Source organism: Duganella sp. P38 (genome assembly GCF_050859475.1).
In the GTDB taxonomy this organism is placed as follows: Bacteria; Pseudomonadota; Gammaproteobacteria; order Burkholderiales; family Burkholderiaceae_D; genus Rugamonas.
Genome location: NZ_CP193936.1, coordinates 4,619,090 through 4,636,938 on the forward strand (window position 1 = coordinate 4,619,090; position 17,849 = coordinate 4,636,938).

Genomic DNA, 17,849 nt, shown 5'->3' on the forward strand with positions numbered 1-17,849 from the left:
TGCACCGTGTCGTTCCCGCGCAAGCGGGAACGACCGCGACCGACTTAACGGCGTTCCGGGCTTGCCCGGCTTTTTCTATGCACGTTTGCCGAATCATCTACAATAGGGTCATAATCCGTTTTATTCACTTTTAATGAGACTCTTCGCGCAATGCGTCGTTCAAAACAAGCTTCACCCCACAAGTTGTCCGCCGAGAGCCAGCGCCTCGCCACCTATGCCCAGGCAGTCGGGCAGGCGGCCAGCCGCATCGAAGAACGGGCATGGGAACACTCCCTCGATGCACAGCTTCAGAAACTGCTGAAGACGGGCCACCAGGACACCATCGACGCCACCCTCAACGCGCTGTTCAAGGAAGACCTGAACGCCTACGACGTGCTGATGGACGGCGTGGAAGCGGTCAGCGAATCGAGCCACCTCACCATCGATACCGCCGACGGCGTCAGCAAGCCGTATGACGTGCTGCTGGTGGCCGCGCCGATCCTGGCCTGGACCCGCTTCGCCATCGCCTCCGGCGCCATCCCGGCCGACATCCTGCAAACGCTGACGGCGCACTTCGCCGCCCACCTGCTGGCCGACGGCACGCAGCTGGCCATGTCGCCGACGCTGTTCTCGATCGACCAGCTGCCGCGCAGCCACGTCGAAACCTACGCCAAGGTGCAGAAGCTGGCGCAGGCCGCCATCAAGGGCACCACGCTGAAAGCCGACACCAAGGTGCCGGAGACCGCTCCCTTCCTGGCCGACACGCGCTACCTGCTGGTGGCCGTGGTGGCGCCGGCCGGTGCGCCGCTGTTCCGCTGGCAGATGCCGGAACACCAGTCCGGCTTCGCCGCCGAGCGCAGTGCCGCGCTGGAAGCCTGGCGCGCGCAAGCCACGCCGACCATCAACCGCCTGTTGCCGGGCTGCGGCGTCGAGCTGCTGCTGCCGGAAGCCTACTACATGGCCTGCCGCGAGGCGGACAAGCTGATACGCCCGGTGTCGATCCGCGCGGCCGTGCACTACCTGACGCACACGCTGGACGTCGAGCCGTCCGACCTGCGCGCGGTCATCGCCGGCTTCGGCGAGGAAAGCGCCGATGGGCAGGTGGACGAATACCGCGTGGCCTTCACCCAGCGTTCGTCGACGGATGTGATCTATGGTGTGGTGTGGCCGCTGTATGGCCAGGAGGACGAGGAAGGCACGCCGCCTGAAGGTCCGGGCGCGATCGGCGGCCAGCAGAAGCCGCTCACGCCGGTGGAAGACATCATCTCCCACCTCAACGCGGCCGGCATCACGCAGATCAAAAAGCATAGCGAGCGCTATGTGGTGGAGTTTTGCGACGACTGCGGCGCGCCGCTGTTCGCCGATCCGCAAGGTGAGCTGGCGCACGCGGAAATGCCCGAAGACGCGCCAAGCGGCACCGAGCACTTCCACTAAGCCCGTCGTTCCCGCGCAGGCGGGAACCCATGGAATGCCAGCTCGGCATGGGTTCCCGCCTGCGCGGGAACGACGGGGGCGTTACCAGGTGGAGAACGGCTTCTTGATCAGGCTGGAATTGAAGTAACGCGCATCGCCGGTGACCTCCTCGCCGATCCAGTCCGGCTTATCGAACTGCTGGTCTTCCGACTGCAACTCGATCTCCGCCACCACCAGCCCGGCATTCACGCCGAGGAACTCATCGACTTCCCAGACATTGCCGCCGAACTCGATGCGGCGGCGATACTTCTCGATCAAAGGCTGCTCGCACAAACCATCGAGCAGCTCGGCCGCATCGGCGACAGGAATCTCGTACTCCCATTCGCCGCGCGTCGCGCCCTTGCTAGCGCCCTTGATCGTCATCACCGCCCGCTCGCCCTCGATACGCACGCGCACCACCCGCTCCTTCTGCGAGGACAAGTAGCCCTGCTTGAAAAACACCGGCTCGCCCAGGTGCATCCAGCCATCGCCGGACAGCAGGAACTTGCGTTCGATCTCGACGCCCACGATCAGTAGTCGTCCAGCGACAGCAGGATAGGCTGCAGGATCGCCGCGCCCAGCGCCGCGCTGCGCGCGCCATTCCAGCCCACGTGCGGGTCCGGCAGGTCGGCGTTGTCCTTGAACGGCATTTCCAGCGTCAGCGCCAGGCAGCCGAAGTGGTGACCGACATACTTCGAGGCCAGCGTCAGCATGTCTTCCTTGTACTTGCTGGCGGCATAGCCCACCTTGTCCTGGAAGTCCGGCGAGGCGTTCTTGTAGCGGTCAATGAAGGCCTGCTGCTTCTGGCGACGCTCGTCGCTGAAGTTCTCCAGCATCTCGTTGCCGGCCACGAAGTTGTAAGGCAGCGCCTCGTCGCCATGGATGTCGAAGAACATGTCGATGCCGGTTTCGTGCATCTTCTGCTTCACATACAGCACTTCCGGGCTGCGCTCGACCGAAGGCGTCATCCACTCGCGGTTCAGGTTCGCGCCGGCGGCGTTGGTGCGCAGGTTGCCGCGCACCGAACCGTCCGGATTCATGTTCGGCACAATGTAGAACACGCAGCGCTGCAGCAGCTTGCGGGCGATCGGATTGGCATCGTCCAGCAGCGAATCGATCAGGCCTTCGATGAACCACTCGGCCATCGACTCGCCAGGGTGCTGGCGCGCGATGAACCAGATTTTCTTTTCCGCTTCCGGCTTGCCGATGACAACCAGGTTCATATCGCGGCCATCGACCGTCGAGCCGAGATCGTGCACGCGCGCCAGCGGATGCTCGCCCACCTCGCCCAGCAGGCGCAGATGGCGCTCGAACGAATACGGCTCGAAGTAAGCGTAGTAGATGCTGTCGGTGTCCGGCGTGTGATTGATCGTCATGACCGCGCCATCGAACTTGGTCGGCACGCGGAACCAGTTCTCCGTGTCGTAGCTGGCAACGGCCTGGTAATCCTCGAAGCCCTTGGCGTAAGTCGCCTGGCCGGCGTTCACGAAGCGCATCGTCAGCTTCTGGCCGCGCGCGCCCTGTACGCGGAAGTGGAACCACTGGTGGATGTCAGCGTGAGAGTCCTTGCGCAGATTCAGTTCGATGGTGGAAGCACTGTCGGCGCGCAGCACTTCGATGGCGCCGGAGTCGAAGTTCTGGCTGATTTTGATGGTCATGTTGATCCAATACTAAGTGAACGCTAATGACCATTATTTTACCAGCATGCTCCCTTCGCGTTTATAGCGGGCATGCCACGACAAGGCCTTTTCCAGCACATGCGGGGTCTGCCCGCCGCCCTGCCTCGCCTCCTCGAAATAGGCGCGCAGTTGCGGGCGATAATCCGGGTGCGCGCAGTTCTCGATGATAAGCGGCGCGCGCTCGCGCGGCGCCAGGCCGCGCAGGTCGGCCAGGCCCCATTCCGACACCAGCAGGTCGACATCGTGCTCGGTGTGGTCGACGTGCGCGGCGAACGGCACCACGCTGGAAATCGCGCCATCCTTGGCCACCGACTTGCTGACGAAAATCGACAGCTGGCCGTTGCGCGCGAAGTCGCCCGAGCCGCCGATGCCGTTCATCATATGCGTGCCGCCAACGTGGGTCGAATTGACGTTGCCATAAATGTCGAACTCCAGCGCCGTGTTCAGCGCGATGATGCCCAGCCGGCGCACGATCTCCGGGTGGTTGCTGATCTCCTGCGGCCGCAGCACCACGCGCTCGCGGTACTGCTCGATGTTGCAGATGAACTTCTCGTGCATGGCCGCCGACAGCGTGATCGACGACGCCGACGCCATCTTCAGCTGGCCGGAATCGAGCAGCTCGATGGCGCTGTCCTGCAACACCTCCGAATACATGGTCATGTCGTGGAACGGCGAATCGATCAGGCCATGCAGCACGGCGTTGGCGATGGTGCCGATGCCCGCCTGCAGCGGCCGCAGCGACGGCTCCATGCGCCCTGCTTTCACCTCGCCTTCGAGGAAGGCGATGACGTGGCGCGCGATGGCGTCGGTCTCGTGATCCGGCGGCAGCGCGTTGGACGGGCTGTCGGGGCTATCGGTGATGACGATGGCGGCGATGCGCTCGGGCGGCACCGCAATCGCGGCGGCGCCGATGCGCTGCCATGGCGTCAGCAGCGGAATCGCCTCGCGGTACGGACGGGCGCCGGGCACGTAGATATCGTGGAAGCCCTCCAGCGCCAGCGGCGCGCTCAGGTTGATCTCGACGATCACCTTGTCGGCCTGCTGCACGAAGTTGGCGGTGTTCCCGACCGACATCGACGGAATGATGCCGCCATCCGGCGTGATCGCCACCGCTTCGATGACCGCGATATCGACCGCCTTCAGGTCGCCGGAGCGCAGCTGCTCGGCGGTTTCCGACAGGTGCTGGTCGATGAACATCACCTCGCCGCTGTTGATCTTGCGGCGCAGCGCGGCGTCGGCCTGGAACGGCATGCGGCGCGCGACCACGCCGGCGTTGGCCATCAGGCCGTCGCTGTCGTTGCCGAGCGAAGCGCCGGTCAGCAGGGTCAGGTGCAGCGGCGCCGAACGCGCGCGCTCGACCAGCGCCGCCGGCAGCGCCTTGGCGTCGCCGGCCCGGGTAAAGCCGCTCATGCCCACTGTCATGCCGTCCTTGAATAACAGGGCGGCCTGCTCCGCGCTCATCAGCTGGTTCATGAGCGCCGGACGGCGGATGCGATCTTCGTACATGGTTTGGGTTCTCCTCATTCTTTTGTTTCAGTATAGAATCAGAAAAACTGTAGTTTTATGACTTAAATTCTCACTTTCCATTCTTTTTATTCATGGATTTGCGCTCGCTCCGCTACTTTGTCGAAACCATCCGCCTGAGCAGTTTTACGCAGGCGGCGGAATCGCTGCATGTCACCCAGTCGACCATCAGCAAGATGGTGAAGCAGCTGGAAGAGGAAGTCGGCGCGCAACTGCTGATACGCGAAGGCCGCAAGCTGACGCTGACCGACACCGGCCAGGTAGTCTACGCGCGCGGGATGGAAATGCTGGCCACCATGCGCCAGCTGGCGGCCGAAGTGCACGACACGCAGACAGTGGAGCGCGGCCACCTGACGGTCGGCATACCGCCGATGATCAACCTGTTGTTCACGCCTGTGCTGAAGGCCTTCCGCCAGCGCCATCCGAATATCACGCTGACGCTGCGGGAGGACGCCGGCCAGGCGATCGAACGCCAGGTGGCGCACGGCGAACTGGAAATCGGCATGACGGTGCTGCCCGCGGACCCGCAACTGGAGCTGCAATCAGCGCCCATCGCCAGCTATCCGGTGTGGGCGCTGGCGGCGCAAGGCACCTTCCAGAAGCACCGCGCCACCATCAAACTCAAAGCGCTGGCCAACACGCCGCTGGTGCTGCTGAAGGACGATTTCGCCATGACGCGCACGCTGCGCGCCGCTTTCACCGCCGCCGGCTTCGAGCCGCAGGTGGCCGCGCAAAGCGGCCAGTGGGACTGGCTGGTGGCGATGGCCTCCGCCGGCATGGGCGTGGCGCTGCTGCCGGAACCGTTCATCCACCGCCTCGCCATCGGCCACGTCGATGCGGTGAAGGTCGCCGATCCCGAACTGGCCTGGCAGCCGGCGCATGTCTGGCGCAACGGCTACCTTTCCCACGCAGCCCGCGCCTGGCTGGAAGTGTGCGGCGAGGTGCTTAGCGCTCCGGCAGTTCGTGGATAGCGATGCCTTCGATCGGATCGATCGGCTGTTCCCATGGGCGCAGCTTGAGGAAACGCTGGGTGTCGGCATAGCCGGCCTGCCAGCGGGCGCGGATGCCGCTGGAGCTGAAGTCGATGTCCTTGGTATGGTCCTCGTTGCCGATGCGCGGCGCGCGCAGCGACACCACATGCATATCGGTGCCGCAGCCCCATGACGCCAGCTCGCGCACTTCCGGCAGCGCCAGTTCGCCGGCGTCGAGGTACTTGGTCAATTGGCGGATCACATGCCGCAAACGGTGCAGCTTGCGCTGCTGCTCGATGTTGCTGGCGCGGCTGGCGTACTGGATTTCCTTCTGCTTATCCAGCACATCGAGCACGCTCTGCGGCTCGGTGCCGTCGGGATTCCACACCTCCACCGAGAAGATCACCGATTGCCGGCGCGGCTCATCGTCCAGCACCGCCTCGATCGGCGTGTTGGAGTAGATGCCGCCGTCCCAATACGGCTCGCCATCGATGCGAATCGCCGGAAACGCCGGCGGCAGCGCGCCGGACGCCATCACATGCTCGACGCACAGCGGTTCCTTGCGGGTGTCGAAGTAGCGCATCCCGCCGGTGCGGGCGTTGACCGCGCCGACCGTCATCCGCATATCCTTATCGTTCAGCACATCGAAATCGACCAGGTCTTCCAGCGTGGCCCGCAGCGGCGTGGTCTGGTAGAACGACGCCTGCTCGACGCCCACATGCGCGTCCGGATTCCACCACGACACCAGATTAGGCTCAAAGAACGCCGGTATGCCCTGCCCCAGCGTGATCGCATTGGCCAGCACGCGCGGCATGGTGGTGAAGCCGAAGGAGTTGCGCTCCATGCGGTGCCAGAATTCGCGCAGCCGGTCGAGGCGCTGCGCAGGCGGATTGCCGGCGATGATGGCGCCGTTGATGGCGCCGATCGATGTGCCGATCACCCAGTCCGGCTCGACGCCGGCTTCGTGCAAAGCCTGGTACACGCCCACCTGGTAGGCGCCTAAAGCGCCGCCGCCCTGCAGGACCAGAACGATCTGGCCCGGCAAGGCAGGCGACGGCGGACAAGCGGGATTCAAGCTCAAGCCAACCTCCACGATGCACTGCAACGTGGAGATTGTAAGCCATCTTTACGCCAGGTTGACGCCGCGCGCTTGCAAGGCCGCGCGCACGCCGGCGCCATACGCCGGATCGGCCTGGTCGAAGTGCGCCAGCTGGCGGGCGATGATCTCGGCGCTTACCTGGCTCAGTGGACCGGCGATGTTGTTGAACAGGTTTTGCTGTTCGTCTGCCGGCATCAGGCGGAACAGATCGCCGGCCTGGGTGTAGTCGTCTTCCTTGCCGCGGCCGTCGTAGCGGCCGGCCGCGCCGTCCAGCGCCAGCGGCGGTTCGCCGTGGCCCATGCCGTGCGGATTGCTGCCGTTGGCCTGCACCGGATCGTAGTTCTGCGCCGCGCCGCCGTTGGCGCCGGCCATGGCGCCGTCGCGCTGCTGGTTGTGGAACGGGCAGCGCGGCGCGTTCACCGGCAGATGCTGGTGATTGGTGCCGACGCGGTACAGCTGCGCGTCGTGGTAGGCGAACAGGCGCGCTTGCAGCATCTTGTCCGGCGAGTAGCCCATGCCCGGCACCACGTTCGACGGCGACAGCGCCGCCTGCTCGACTTCGGCGTGGTAGTTGACCGGGTTGCGGTTCAGCTCCAGCACGCCGACCGGCAGCAGCGGGAAGTCCGCGTGCGGCCATACCTTGGTCAGGTCGAACGGATTCCAGCCGGTGCGCGCTTCCCATGCCGCCAGTTCAGCCTCGGTGGCCACTTGCAGCTTGACGTCCCAGCGCGGGAAGTCGCCGCCGGTGATGGCGTTGAACAGGTCGCGCTGGGCGTAATCCGGATCGGTGCCGGCGATGCGCGTGGCTTCGTCGGCGCTGAGGTTCTTGATGCCCTGCTGCGTCAGGAAATGCCACTTGACGTATACACGCTCGCCGGCGGCGTTAATCAGGCTGTAGGTGTGGCTGCCGAAACCATGCATGTGGCGGTAGCCGTCCGGCGTGCCGCGGCTGGAGAACAGCGTGGTGACCTGGTGCAGGCTTTCCGGCGTGCGGCTCCAGAAATCGAACATCGCGGTCGGCGATTTCAGGTTGGTTTGCGGATCGCGCTTTTGCGTGTGGATGAAGTCCGGGAACTTGATGCCGTCCTTGAGGAAGAACACCGGCGTGTTATTGCCGACCAGGTCCCAGTTGCCTTCTTCGGTGTAGAAGCGCACCGCGAAGCCGCGTGGATCGCGCTCGGTGTCGGCGCTGCCCTTTTCGCCGCCCACGGTGGAAAAGCGCAGGAAGGTTTCGGTCTGCTTGCCCACTTCGGCGAACAGCCTGGCCTTGGTGTATTGGGTGATGTCGTGGGTGACGGTGAAGGTGCCGTAGGCGCCGGAGCCCTTGGCGTGCACCACGCGCTCGGGAATGCGCTCGCGGTTGAAGTGCTGCAGTTTCTCGATCAGGTGGAAGTCTTGCAGCAGCACGGGACCACGGGGGCCGGCGGTGAGGGAATTCTGGTTGTCGGCGACGGGGATGCCGGAGGCGGTGGTGATCTTCATACTATGACTCCTCGTTGTTTGATAGCGTTAGGCTATTTTAAACAAGGGGAGTCATAAATAAAAACTATATATATTTATGGAAAATATAGCCAAAACCTATCGTCGTTCCCGCGCAGGCGGGAACCCATGGAACGCAGGCGCGCCATGGATTCCCGCATGCGCGGGAATGACGGGTCAGGCTTCGGCGATGCGTTTGGCGATGTGCGCCAGCGCGTCTTCCACCTGGTCGATCAGGATCAGGCACAGATCGCCGTCCTGCAGCCGCGCCAGGGCCGTATCGATGGCCTTGAACTCGCCGTAGATTTCCTCGATGTGCGTGGTGCGCGGCGCGCCGTTCAGGCCGGAACGCAGCAGCGCCACCACTTCGCCATCGACACGGCCACGCTGGCAGGCGTCCTCGTACAGCAGCACATCGTCGAAGGCGCGGCCGAGGATCTCGGTCTGCTGCGTGATGTCTTCGTCGCGGCGGTCGCCGGCGCCGGAAATCACCACCACGCGGCGCTTGGCCGGGATAGTCTCCACCGCCTTCACCAGCGCCAGGATGGCGTCCGGATTGTGGCCGTAGTCGGCGATCAGCGTCGCGCCCTTGTAGTCGAACACGTTGAAACGGCCCGGCGCGTTGTCCGAATCGTTGGCGAAGGTTTTCAGGCCGAGACGGATCGCGTCCCAGCTGATGCCCACGCCCCACGCGGCGGCCACCGAGGCCATCACATTCTCCACCTGGAAGCCGATGGCGCCGTTGCGCGTGATCGGCACCGCCGACAACGGCAGGCGATGCTGCGTGCGCCCTTCCGCCGCCACGATGTCGCCGTCTTCCACGTACACCGTGCGGCTGCCCTGCGCCAGATGGGTGGCGATGACCGGATGCGAACGGTCGGCGCCGAAGAAGATGATCTTGCCACGGCAGTTGGCCGCCATGCCGGCCACGATAGGATCAACCGCGTTCAGCACCGCGTAGCCGCTTTCGGCGACGTTCTGCACGATGACGCGCTTCAGCACCGCCAGGTCTTCCACGGTGGTGATGTAGTTCAGGCCCAGGTGGTCGCCCATGCCGATGTTGGTCACCACCGCCACCTGGCAGCGGTCGAAGGCCAGGCCTTCGCGCAGGATGCCGCCGCGCGCGGTTTCGAACACCGCCGCGTCCACGTCCGGGTGCAGCAGCACGTTGCGCGCGCTGCGCGGGCCGCTGCAGTCGCCGCTGTCGGTCTGGCGGCCTTCGATGTAGACGCCGTCGGTATTGGTCATGCCGGTGCGCAGGCCGCTGGCGGTCAGCAGGTGCGCGATCAGGCGCACGGTAGTGGTCTTGCCGTTGGTGCCGGTCACCGCCACCACCGGGATGCGGCCGTTCTCGCCCGGTGCAAACATGGTGTTGACGATGGCCTCGCCCACCGCGCGGCCCTTGCCGAACGATGGCGCGATGTGCATGCGCAGGCCCGGCGCGGCGTTCACTTCCACCACGCCGCCGCGCTGGTTCTCGATCGGCTCCAGCACGTTGTCGCACACCACGTCCACGCCGCACAGATCGAGGCCGATCATTTGCGCCGCCTCCACCGCGCGCGCCGCCACTTCCGGATGCACGTCGTCGGTGACGTCGGTGGCCGAGCCGCCGGTCGACAGGTTGGCGTTGTTGCGCAGGATCACGCGCTGGCCCTTGGCCGGCACCGATTCCGCGTTCAGGTCCTGCAACGCCAGGCGCGCCAGCGCGATATCGTCGAAGCGGATCTTGGTCAGCGAGGTGGCGTGGCCCGAGCCGCGGCGCGGATCGGCATTGACGATGTCGACCAGCTCGCGCACCGTGTGCACGCCGTCGCCGATCACCAGCGGCGGATCGCGGCGGGCGGCGGCCACCAGCTTGTTGCCGATCACCAGCAGGCGGTAATCGTGGCCCGGCAGGTAGCGCTCGACCATGACGTCGTCGCGGAATTCCTTGGCGGTGCGGAAGGCGGCTTTCAGGTGGTCCTCGGTCATGATGTTGACCGTGACGCCCTTGCCCTGGTTGCCGTCCTTCGGCTTGACCACCACCGGCAGGCCGATTTCCTGCGCGGCCTTCCAGGCGTCTTCTTCATCCTCCACCGAGCGGCCGATAGGCACCGGCACGCCGGCCGCGTGCAGCAGTTTCTTGGTCAGTTCCTTGTCCTGCGCGATGGTCTCGCCGATGGCGCCGGTGGTGTCCATTTCAGCGGCCTGGATGCGGCGCTGTTTCGAACCCCAGCCGAACATCACCATCGAGCCCTCGGTCAGGCGGCGGAATGGAATGTCGCGCGCCACGGCGGCGTTGACGATGGCGCCGGTGCTTGGGCCCAGGCGCACGTCTTCATCGAGGTCGCGCAGTTCGGTCAGCGCCGCATCCAGGTCGAAGGCGGTATCTCGCCAGCACCGAGGCGATCAGCGCCTCGGCCAGCTCCACCGCGCGGCGGCCGACGGCTTCCTCGGTGTATTCGACAACGGTTTGATAGATGCCGCTTTCCAGCGTGGCGGTGGTGCGGCTGAAGGTGACCGGGCAGCCGGCTTGCGCCTGCAGGCTCAGGGTCGCCACTTCCAGCACGCGGGCCAGCGACACGACATCGTCCTTGCCGACGGCGTGCAAGGCGCCCACGGCCGGGAAGCGCGCGTGCAGGCGCTGTTCAAAATTGGGCAGCGCGGCGATCGATTGCTCTTCCGGCGGGCACGAGACGATGACCTCCACCGCAGTGTGGTGGCTCCAAAGATTCGGGCCGCGAAGGGCGCGGGTGCGTATAACTTCCATGATTCTTGTTGTTCTTTCAGTGAGGTTTCTTTGGATTCGCTTCCCAGGTGCGCAGGCCGGCGCCGATCAGGTCGTGCGTCAGGCCCAGCGCCCAGCCGGCGGCAATCGCGGCCAGCACGGCTTCCGGCGGCACCAGCGGCGACAGCGGCAAGGCGCCCACCTCGGTGTGGCCCTGTGCCATCACGATGCAGTCGGCGCGCTGGAACACCACGCGCTTGTCCGCCTGGCGATGGGCGGCGATGGCGGCCAGGTGCTCGTCCACGCCGTAGAAAATCACTTCGCCGTCGCACAGCTCGGCCATTTCCACCACTTGCGGATCGGCGGCATTGAGCACGGCGGCGCCGCTCGGCAGCACCACGTCCACCTGCGTGCGCAGCACGTTGTACAGGCGCTCGTCGCTGTCGATGTGGAACTCCGCCAGCGCTTCCAGGCCGCCGACGTCGGTCACCACGCCGACCGCGCATTTGTCGTAAGCCAGGCCTTCGGCCAGGATCATGCGCGCGCTGTTCTCGAACACGCCCGCTTCGACGCTCTTGTTGAGCAGCAGGCGCTCGCCGGTTTCCCAGTCGGAGAAGCCGTCGCGCGGCAGCAGGCGGCCGTTGACGAACAGGCCGTCGGCGCAGGTCAGGCCGGTTTTCTTGCCGCTGATTTGCAGCAGCCAGGCGACCAGGTGCGCGGTCATCGTGGTGCCGTGCGTGCCGGCGATGCCGACGATCGGCATGCGGCCGGTGGCCTCGCCGAACAGGTGCTCGACAATCGCCTCGCCGACGTTGCGCGGCTCGCCTTCGGCCGGCTTCAGGTGGGCCAGCAGGCCCGGGCTGGCGTTGACTTCGATGATGGCGCCGCCGGTTTCCTCCAGCGGACGGGTAATGTCCGAGGTCACCAGGTCGATGCCGGCGATGTCCAGCCCGACCACGCGCGCCGCCAGCGCGGCCATCGCCGCCACCTGCGGGTGCACCTTGTCGGTGACGTCGATGGCGACGTTGCCGTTCGGCTGGATCAGCACTTTCTGGCCTTCGGCCGGCACCGTGGCGTAGGTCATGCCCTGGCGTTTCAGTTCCAGGATGATCTCGCCCGATTCATGCGGCTTGACCAGGCCCAGCGGGAACTCTTCGGTCTCGCCGCGGCGCGGGTCGATATTGATTTGCGTGTCGCACAGTTGCAGCACGGTGGACTTGCCATCGCCGGTGATCCACAGCGACTCGCCGGCGGCGGCGGCCACCACGCGGCGCCCCACCACCAGCAGCCGGTGCTCGTCGCCGACGATGAAGCGCTCGACGATGACGCTGCTGCTGTCGCCTTCCTGCGCTGCCAGCTCGTAGGCGGCGGCGACGTCGGCCTCGTTGGTCAGGTTCAGCGAGACGCCGCGGCCGTGGTTGCCGTCATACGGCTTCAGCACGACAGGCAGGCCGATGTCCTGCGCCGCAGCCCAGGCCTGCGCGGCGCTGGTGACCAGCTCGCCCTCGGGCACCGGCACGCCGCACGACGACACCAGCGTCTTGGTCAGGTCCTTGTCCGAGGCGATGCCTTCGGCGATGGCCGAGGTGTGCTCGGTTTCGGCGGTCCAGATGCGGCGCTGCGCGGCGCCGTGGCCCAGCTGCACCAGGTTGCCGTCGGTCAGGCGGATGAACGGGATCTGGCGCACGCCGGCGGCGTCGACGATGTTGCCGGTGCTCGGCCCCAGGCACAGGCTCTCGACCATGTCGGTCAGGCGGGCAACGGTGGCGTCCAGGTCGTATGGGCGGTCCTCGATGGCGGCCATCAGCAGGTCGCGGCCGGCGGCCAGCGCGGCGCGGCCGACTTCCTCCTGGCGGGTGCGGAAGGCCATTTTATACAGGCCGCTGTCCGGGATGATTTCGCGGGTTTTGCCAAAGCCGGTTTTCATGCCGGCCAGGTTTTGCAGCTCCAGCACAACATGTTCCAGGATGTGGCCGGCATACGTGCCGTCACGCAGGCGCTCCAGGAAGCCGCCGTGCTCGCCCACGCCGCAGCGGTGGACGATCAAGCCGGGCAGGATGGTTGTCAAACGTTCATACAAACCGGGCAACAGATTCGATGGGAAGTTCTCCAGCTCGCCAATGTCCAGCCACGCCTCGATCACCGGGCGATACGTCCAGATATTGGGTCCGCGCAAATAGGTTACGCGGAGAACTTCGATGTCTTTCTTCTTAGTCATGTATTGATTCTTGTAACTTTGTTATCGGCTTTGCCAGCCCGCGCCGTATTGTAAACCCTGTACCCGTGCCATGCTGCTGTGCGGTATACTTGCCGCCAGCACAAAACATCCGGTTTTATTGTTCTCTGTCAAATGTTTGATGAATGACAGAATACCGTAAATAAGCCATAACATCAGCCCCTTTCCCCTCCGGAGCATGCCTCACGATGACGACTGAACAACTTTCCAACGTATCCAGCCTGAGCGAGCTTCCCGAGCGCTGGCGTTCCGAGATACAGGCACAACTTTCCCAAGGGGAAAACGTTGTAAGTGCCCTGGAGGTTGACTTGGATCAGCAACTTCGTTTTTCCAAGGGCATGGTATTGGTCACGCCAAGCCGTTTACTGGCGCGCGCGCCGGGCGCGGACACGTGGCTGTCATGGCCGTTCACGCCGGACCAGGTGCTGAAACACCACGACCACGCCGGCGTCGGCCACCTGGAACTGGTCAATACGCAAGGCCGGCTGGGCGCGTGGCGCTTCACGCTGGGCCAGAACCTGGCGGCGATCCGCCTGGTCGAACAGTTCGACGCCCACCGCGACAGCCACGCCAGCGGCGAGCCGGTGGTGGTCGACGATAAAAACGTCTGCCCGAGCTGCAAGGCGCCGATGGAGCCGGAGCAGGAGGAATGCCCGGTCTGCACCAAGGTGGTCTATACGCCGCCGTCGACCTGGACGCTGTTCCGCCTGTGGCGCTTCGCCAAGCCATACAAATGGCAGCTGGCGCTCGGCTTCACGCTGATGCTGCTGTCGACCGGCGCGCACATGATTCCGCCCTACCTGACCATCCCGCTGATGGACAATGTGCTGATCCCTTACCAGAACGGCAAGGACGTCGATCCATCGCTGGTGGCGCTGTACATGTCCGGCCTGGTCGGCGCGGCGGTGCTGGCGTGGATTTTCGGCTGGGGCAAAACTTACGTGCTGGCGCTGGCGTCGGAACGCATCGGCGCCGACCTGCGCACCACGACCTACCAGCACTTGCTGCAACTGTCGCTGGAATACTTCAGCGGCAAGCGCACCGGCGACCTGATGTCGCGCATCGGCTCCGAGAGCGACCGCATCTGCGTGTTCCTGTCGCTGCACCTGCTGGACTTCCTGTCGGACTGCCTGATGATCATCATGACCGGCATCATCCTGTTCAACCTCGACCCGTGGCTGGCCATCTGCACCCTGGGGCCGCTGCCGTTCATCGCCTGGATGATCCACCTGGTGCGCGACCGCCTGCGCACCGGCTTCGAAAAGATCGACCGCGTATGGGGCGAGGTGACCAACGTGCTGGCCGATACCATTCCCGGCATCCGCGTGGTGAAGGCCTTCGCGCAGGAGGCGCGCGAGGCTAACCGCTTCCGCACCGCCAACAGGCACAATCTGGCGGTCAACGATAAGCTCAACCGCGTGTGGTCGCTGTTCTCGCCGACCGTATCCTTCCTGACGGAGCTCGGGCTGCTGGTGATCTGGGTGTTCGGCATCTACCAGGTTTCCAAGGGCAATATCACGGTTGGCGTGCTGTCGTCGTTCATCGCCTACGCCAGCCGCTTCTATGGCCGTCTCGATTCGATGAGCCGCATCGTGTCGGTGACGCAGAAATCGGCGTCGGCCGCCAAGCGTATCTTCGATATCCTCGACCACGTGTCGTCGGTGCCGGAGCCGGTCAATCCGGTCAGGCTGGACAAGGTCGAGGGCGATATCTCGCTGCGCGAAGTCGGCTTCCGCTACGGGAACCGCGCGGTCAATCGCGGCATCAATCTCGATATCAAGGCTGGCCAGATGGTCGGCCTGGTGGGCCACTCTGGCTCCGGCAAATCCACGCTGGTCAACCTGATCTGCCGCTTCTACGATGTCGCCGAAGGCGCGATTCTGCTGGACGGAAAAGACATCCGCTCGTTCAAGGTGGCCGACTACCGCCGCAACATCGGCCTGGTGCTGCAGGAGCCGTTCCTGTTCTTCGGCACCATCGCCGAGAATCTGGCCTACGGCAAGCCGGATGCCACGCGCGAGGAAATCATCGCCGCCGCGCGCGCCGCACACGCGCACGAGTTCATTTTGCGCCTGCCGCAAGGCTACGACTCGATGGTCGGTGAGCGCGGCCAGGGCCTGTCGGGCGGCGAGCGTCAGCGCATCTCGATCGCGCGCGCGTTGCTGATCGATCCGAAGATCCTGATCCTCGACGAAGCCACCGCCTCGGTGGACTCGGAAACCGAAAAAGAAATCCAGAAGGCGCTCGACAACCTGGTGCAGGGCCGCACCACCATCGCCATCGCCCACCGCCTGTCAACGTTGCAAAAGGCCGACCGCCTGGTGGTGCTCGATCGCGGCGTGGTGGTGGAAGACGGCCCGCACGACGAACTGATGGCGCTCGAAGGCGCGTACTACCGCCTGTATCAGGCGCAGGCCCGCAATGTGGACACGGACCTGGACGACGCCAGCAAGGAATAAGAAGATGACGACGACTAAATTTGAACTGACCCGCAATCCCTTCGGCCGCCTGATCCTCACCACTGCGGACGGCGTGGTGCACGAAGGCGTCTCGCCGGTGCGCGCCTTCCCGGTGCAGGCGCCGCAGGACGGCATCTCGCTGCTCAACACGGACGGCAAGGAAGTGGCGTGGATCGACGCCATCGGCGACCTGCCGCCGGCGATCGGCGCGCTGGTGTCGGAAGAACTGGGCGGACGCGAATTCATGCCGGAGATCGCGCGCATCAACAGCGTGACCAGCTTCGCCACGCCGTGCACCTGGTCGGTGGCGACCGATCGCGGCGACACCGAATTCGTGCTGCGCGGCGAAGAGGACATCCGCCGCCTGACGGTGGACACGCTGCTGATTTCGGACATCCACGGGATTCACTATCTGGTGCGCGACATCCGCGAACTGGATAAGCACAGCAAAAAAATTCTCGACCGCTTCCTGTAAAAGCCGAAGGCCCAACCCCGTCGTTCCCGCGCAGGCGGGAACCCATGCCGCGCGTGCCGCATGCCGTCCATGGATTCCCGCCTGCGCGGGAATGACGCGGGCTACTTAAACGCCTTAATCAGCGCATCGAACTTCACCTTCAGCGATTCGTCATGCGCCGTAATAGGCGGCACTTCGCGCTGCACGCCGAGCAGCTGGTACACCGCCATCTGCGCCGCCCGCACCGAGTATTCAACGGTAAACACCACATCCCCCGGCACCTCGACAAACTGGCTGACAAAGGCCAGATTGCGCGAACCAACAGGCACCGGCAACGGCCGGTCGCTGTACTGGCGCGGCATGAACATGCTGGTGATATAAGGCATACGGCACGGGATGCAATTCGCGTTCGCCATCACCTCGGCGTAATCGAAATTCAGATGTCCGCACAACTCGCGCAAAATCTCCTCCCCGCTGCACTCCGCCATCGGCTTCGCGACAAAATTGCCGACGCGGTCCGGATGCAAACCATAGCCCCAGAACACCTGCACGCCCTCCGGCTGCCCGGCAAAATGCGGCTGATGCGCCAGCACCACCGACATGAACCAGTTGGAGTCCTTGAACGTCACCAGCCCGCCGGTGCCGGCGACGTTGCCGGTGAATTTCTCCATGCGGTCGAAGAACACCGGGTCCTTCAGCGTGACGGTGAACGACTCCCACCACGATTCCGGAATACTGCTATTGAACGCCGCCGGATTGCCGAACTGCGGCCGCCCCGCGGCCAGCTTCTCCCACAAGGCCCAGCCCTGGCTGTCGCGCTTATCCAGCCTGGCCGGCGCGCTGTGCATGCTGCCGTAACTCGACGCATCGGTCATGGAGCCATTCTGGAAGAACACCAGATCCTCGGGCCGCACCTGAAGGGTGAACGCCTCGCCATCGCGCACGTAGCGGATCGCCGTCACAGTGGACGCATCCCCGGTCAGCGACAGATCCTCGACCTTCGCGCCAAGCAGCACCTGCACGCCCTGCTGCTGCAACCAGTGCTGCAAAGGACGCACCAGCGAATCGTACTGGTTATACACCGTGCGCTTGACGCCGGCCAGCGTCTCGATGCGCGAAAACTCCTTCATGAAGCGATGCAGGTAGCGCTTGAACTCCACCGCGCTATGCCACGGCTGGAAGGCGAAGGTGGTCGCCCACATATACCAGAATTTAGTCTCGAAAAATTCCGGCGACAGCCAGTCGGTGATGGCGCTGTCGCCCATGTCCTTCTCGTCGGCTTCCTCCAGCTTCACCAGCTCCAGCCGATCCTGCATCGAAAAGCCCATCGAACTCACATCCACCTTGAAGCGGTTGCGGTCCACCAGCCGTGCGCGCGAGTGCGACTTGTGCAGCTCGTTGAAGGCGATGGTTTCGTCGTACACCGTCTGTCCCGGATGCTCCAGCGACGGGATGCTCCTGAACAGGTCCCAGGTGCACTCGTAGTTATCGGTGGTGAGCATGCGGCCGCCGCGCAACGTGTAGCCGCTTTCCGGATCGCCGCCGCCGTCAAGGCTGCCGCCGGCCACCGGCAAGGCTTCGAAGATGGTGATATCGCTGCCGGCCACGCCGCCATCGCGGATCATGAACGCCGCTGCGGCCAGCGAACCGATACCGCCACCGATCAAATATGCTTTAACAGGATTACTCATGACGCAAACTCCCTCAGTTGAGATGAGCCGATTCTAGGCAGTCATCTCAACCAAGGTCAGTGCGCACGATTCAGAAAAGCCGGGATTAGAAGCGCTTACCTAAAAGGCAATCTGATCGA

Annotated in this window: 11 protein-coding genes and 1 pseudogene; 4 read left to right on the plus strand and 8 right to left on the minus strand. The window is 64.6% G+C overall.

Translation table 11 applies throughout. The annotated features are described in order from the left end of the window. Positions 1 to 150 precede the first annotated feature (150 nt). The gene (locus tag ACRQ5J_RS21485; protein WP_432379629.1) at positions 151 to 1,413 is read left to right on the plus strand and encodes a DUF2863 family protein; all 1,263 of its coding nucleotides are present in this window, start codon (positions 151 to 153) and stop codon (positions 1,411 to 1,413) included. A gap of 81 nt (positions 1,414 to 1,494) precedes the next feature. Here ACRQ5J_RS21485 and ACRQ5J_RS21490 read toward each other — a convergent pair whose 3' ends face one another. The 3 genes from ACRQ5J_RS21490 to ACRQ5J_RS21500 are packed head-to-tail and all read right to left on the minus strand — an operon-like array spanning position 1,495 to position 4,616. Then, a complete protein-coding gene (locus ACRQ5J_RS21490) occupies positions 1,495 to 1,959 on the minus strand; it encodes a CYTH domain-containing protein (RefSeq protein ID WP_432379631.1) in 465 nt (154 codons plus the stop codon). A 2-nt stretch (positions 1,960 to 1,961) separates the two neighbouring features. Further along, positions 1,962 to 3,089: a M14 family metallopeptidase gene (locus tag ACRQ5J_RS21495; RefSeq protein WP_432379632.1), complete on the minus strand. Its 1,128-nt coding sequence runs from the start codon at positions 3,087 to 3,089 to the stop codon at positions 1,962 to 1,964. Positions 3,090 to 3,122: 33 nt separating this feature from the next. Further along, positions 3,123 to 4,616, minus strand: a complete 1,494-nt coding sequence (locus tag ACRQ5J_RS21500; protein WP_432379634.1) for an acetyl-CoA hydrolase/transferase family protein — start codon at positions 4,614 to 4,616, stop codon at positions 3,123 to 3,125. 92 nt (positions 4,617 to 4,708) lie between these two features. Here ACRQ5J_RS21500 and ACRQ5J_RS21505 point away from each other — a divergent pair, with 92 nt between their 5' ends. Beyond that, complete coding sequence (locus ACRQ5J_RS21505; RefSeq protein WP_432379635.1) at positions 4,709 to 5,605, plus strand: LysR substrate-binding domain-containing protein; 897 nt, start codon at positions 4,709 to 4,711, stop codon at positions 5,603 to 5,605. Here ACRQ5J_RS21505 and ACRQ5J_RS21510 read toward each other — a convergent pair. From ACRQ5J_RS21510 to cphA (ACRQ5J_RS21525), 4 genes and pseudogenes are all read right to left on the minus strand, one after another. Then, positions 5,580 to 6,680 carry a patatin-like phospholipase family protein gene (locus ACRQ5J_RS21510; RefSeq protein WP_432383705.1) on the minus strand — a complete coding sequence of 367 codons (1,101 nt, stop codon included), beginning with the start codon at positions 6,678 to 6,680 and terminating at the stop codon, positions 5,580 to 5,582. The genes ACRQ5J_RS21505 and ACRQ5J_RS21510 overlap by 26 nt on opposite strands. A 51-nt stretch (positions 6,681 to 6,731) precedes the next feature. Beyond that, positions 6,732 to 8,186 (minus strand): catalase, encoded by a 1,455-nt coding sequence (locus tag ACRQ5J_RS21515; RefSeq protein ID WP_432379637.1) that lies wholly within the window; start codon positions 8,184 to 8,186, stop codon positions 6,732 to 6,734. Between the two features lie 174 nt (positions 8,187 to 8,360). After that, a pseudogene (gene cphA / locus ACRQ5J_RS21520) lies at positions 8,361 to 10,932 on the minus strand (cyanophycin synthetase). Between the two features lie 16 nt (positions 10,933 to 10,948). Then, complete coding sequence (gene cphA, locus ACRQ5J_RS21525; protein WP_432379638.1) at positions 10,949 to 13,108, minus strand: cyanophycin synthetase; 2,160 nt, start codon at positions 13,106 to 13,108, stop codon at positions 10,949 to 10,951. Between the two features lie 206 nt (positions 13,109 to 13,314). Between cphA (ACRQ5J_RS21525) and ACRQ5J_RS21530 the strand changes: the two genes are divergently transcribed. Together ACRQ5J_RS21530 and ACRQ5J_RS21535 are read left to right on the plus strand one after the other, a co-directional pair. Beyond that, positions 13,315 to 15,585, plus strand: a complete 2,271-nt coding sequence (locus ACRQ5J_RS21530) for an ABC transporter ATP-binding protein (RefSeq protein WP_432379639.1) — start codon at positions 13,315 to 13,317, stop codon at positions 15,583 to 15,585. Positions 15,586 to 15,589: 4 nt separating this feature from the next. Continuing rightward, on the plus strand, positions 15,590 to 16,060 hold the full coding sequence (locus ACRQ5J_RS21535) for a DUF1854 domain-containing protein (protein WP_432379640.1): 471 nt from the start codon (positions 15,590 to 15,592) through the stop codon (positions 16,058 to 16,060). A gap of 101 nt (positions 16,061 to 16,161) precedes the next feature. Here ACRQ5J_RS21535 and ACRQ5J_RS21540 read toward each other — a convergent pair whose 3' ends face one another. Continuing rightward, complete coding sequence (locus ACRQ5J_RS21540) at positions 16,162 to 17,730, minus strand: oleate hydratase (protein ID WP_432379642.1); 1,569 nt, start codon at positions 17,728 to 17,730, stop codon at positions 16,162 to 16,164. Between the last annotated feature and the right edge of the window lie 119 nt (positions 17,731 to 17,849).

Coding starts and splice junctions, on each gene's coding strand:
- ACRQ5J_RS21485 (WP_432379629.1), top strand. CDS start 151: ATGCGTCGTTCAAAACAAGCTTCACCCCACAAGTTGTCCGCCGAGAGC.
- ACRQ5J_RS21495 (WP_432379632.1), bottom strand. CDS start 3,089: ATGACCATCAAAATCAGCCAGAACTTCGACTCCGGCGCCATCGAAGTG.
- ACRQ5J_RS21500 (WP_432379634.1), bottom strand. CDS start 4,616: ATGTACGAAGATCGCATCCGCCGTCCGGCGCTCATGAACCAGCTGATG.
- ACRQ5J_RS21505 (WP_432379635.1), top strand. CDS start 4,709: ATGGATTTGCGCTCGCTCCGCTACTTTGTCGAAACCATCCGCCTGAGC.
- ACRQ5J_RS21515 (WP_432379637.1), bottom strand. CDS start 8,186: ATGAAGATCACCACCGCCTCCGGCATCCCCGTCGCCGACAACCAGAAT.
- cphA (WP_432379638.1), bottom strand. CDS start 13,108: ATGACTAAGAAGAAAGACATCGAAGTTCTCCGCGTAACCTATTTGCGC.
- ACRQ5J_RS21530 (WP_432379639.1), top strand. CDS start 13,315: ATGACGACTGAACAACTTTCCAACGTATCCAGCCTGAGCGAGCTTCCC.
- ACRQ5J_RS21535 (WP_432379640.1), top strand. CDS start 15,590: ATGACGACGACTAAATTTGAACTGACCCGCAATCCCTTCGGCCGCCTG.
- ACRQ5J_RS21540 (WP_432379642.1), bottom strand. CDS start 17,730: ATGAGTAATCCTGTTAAAGCATATTTGATCGGTGGCGGTATCGGTTCG.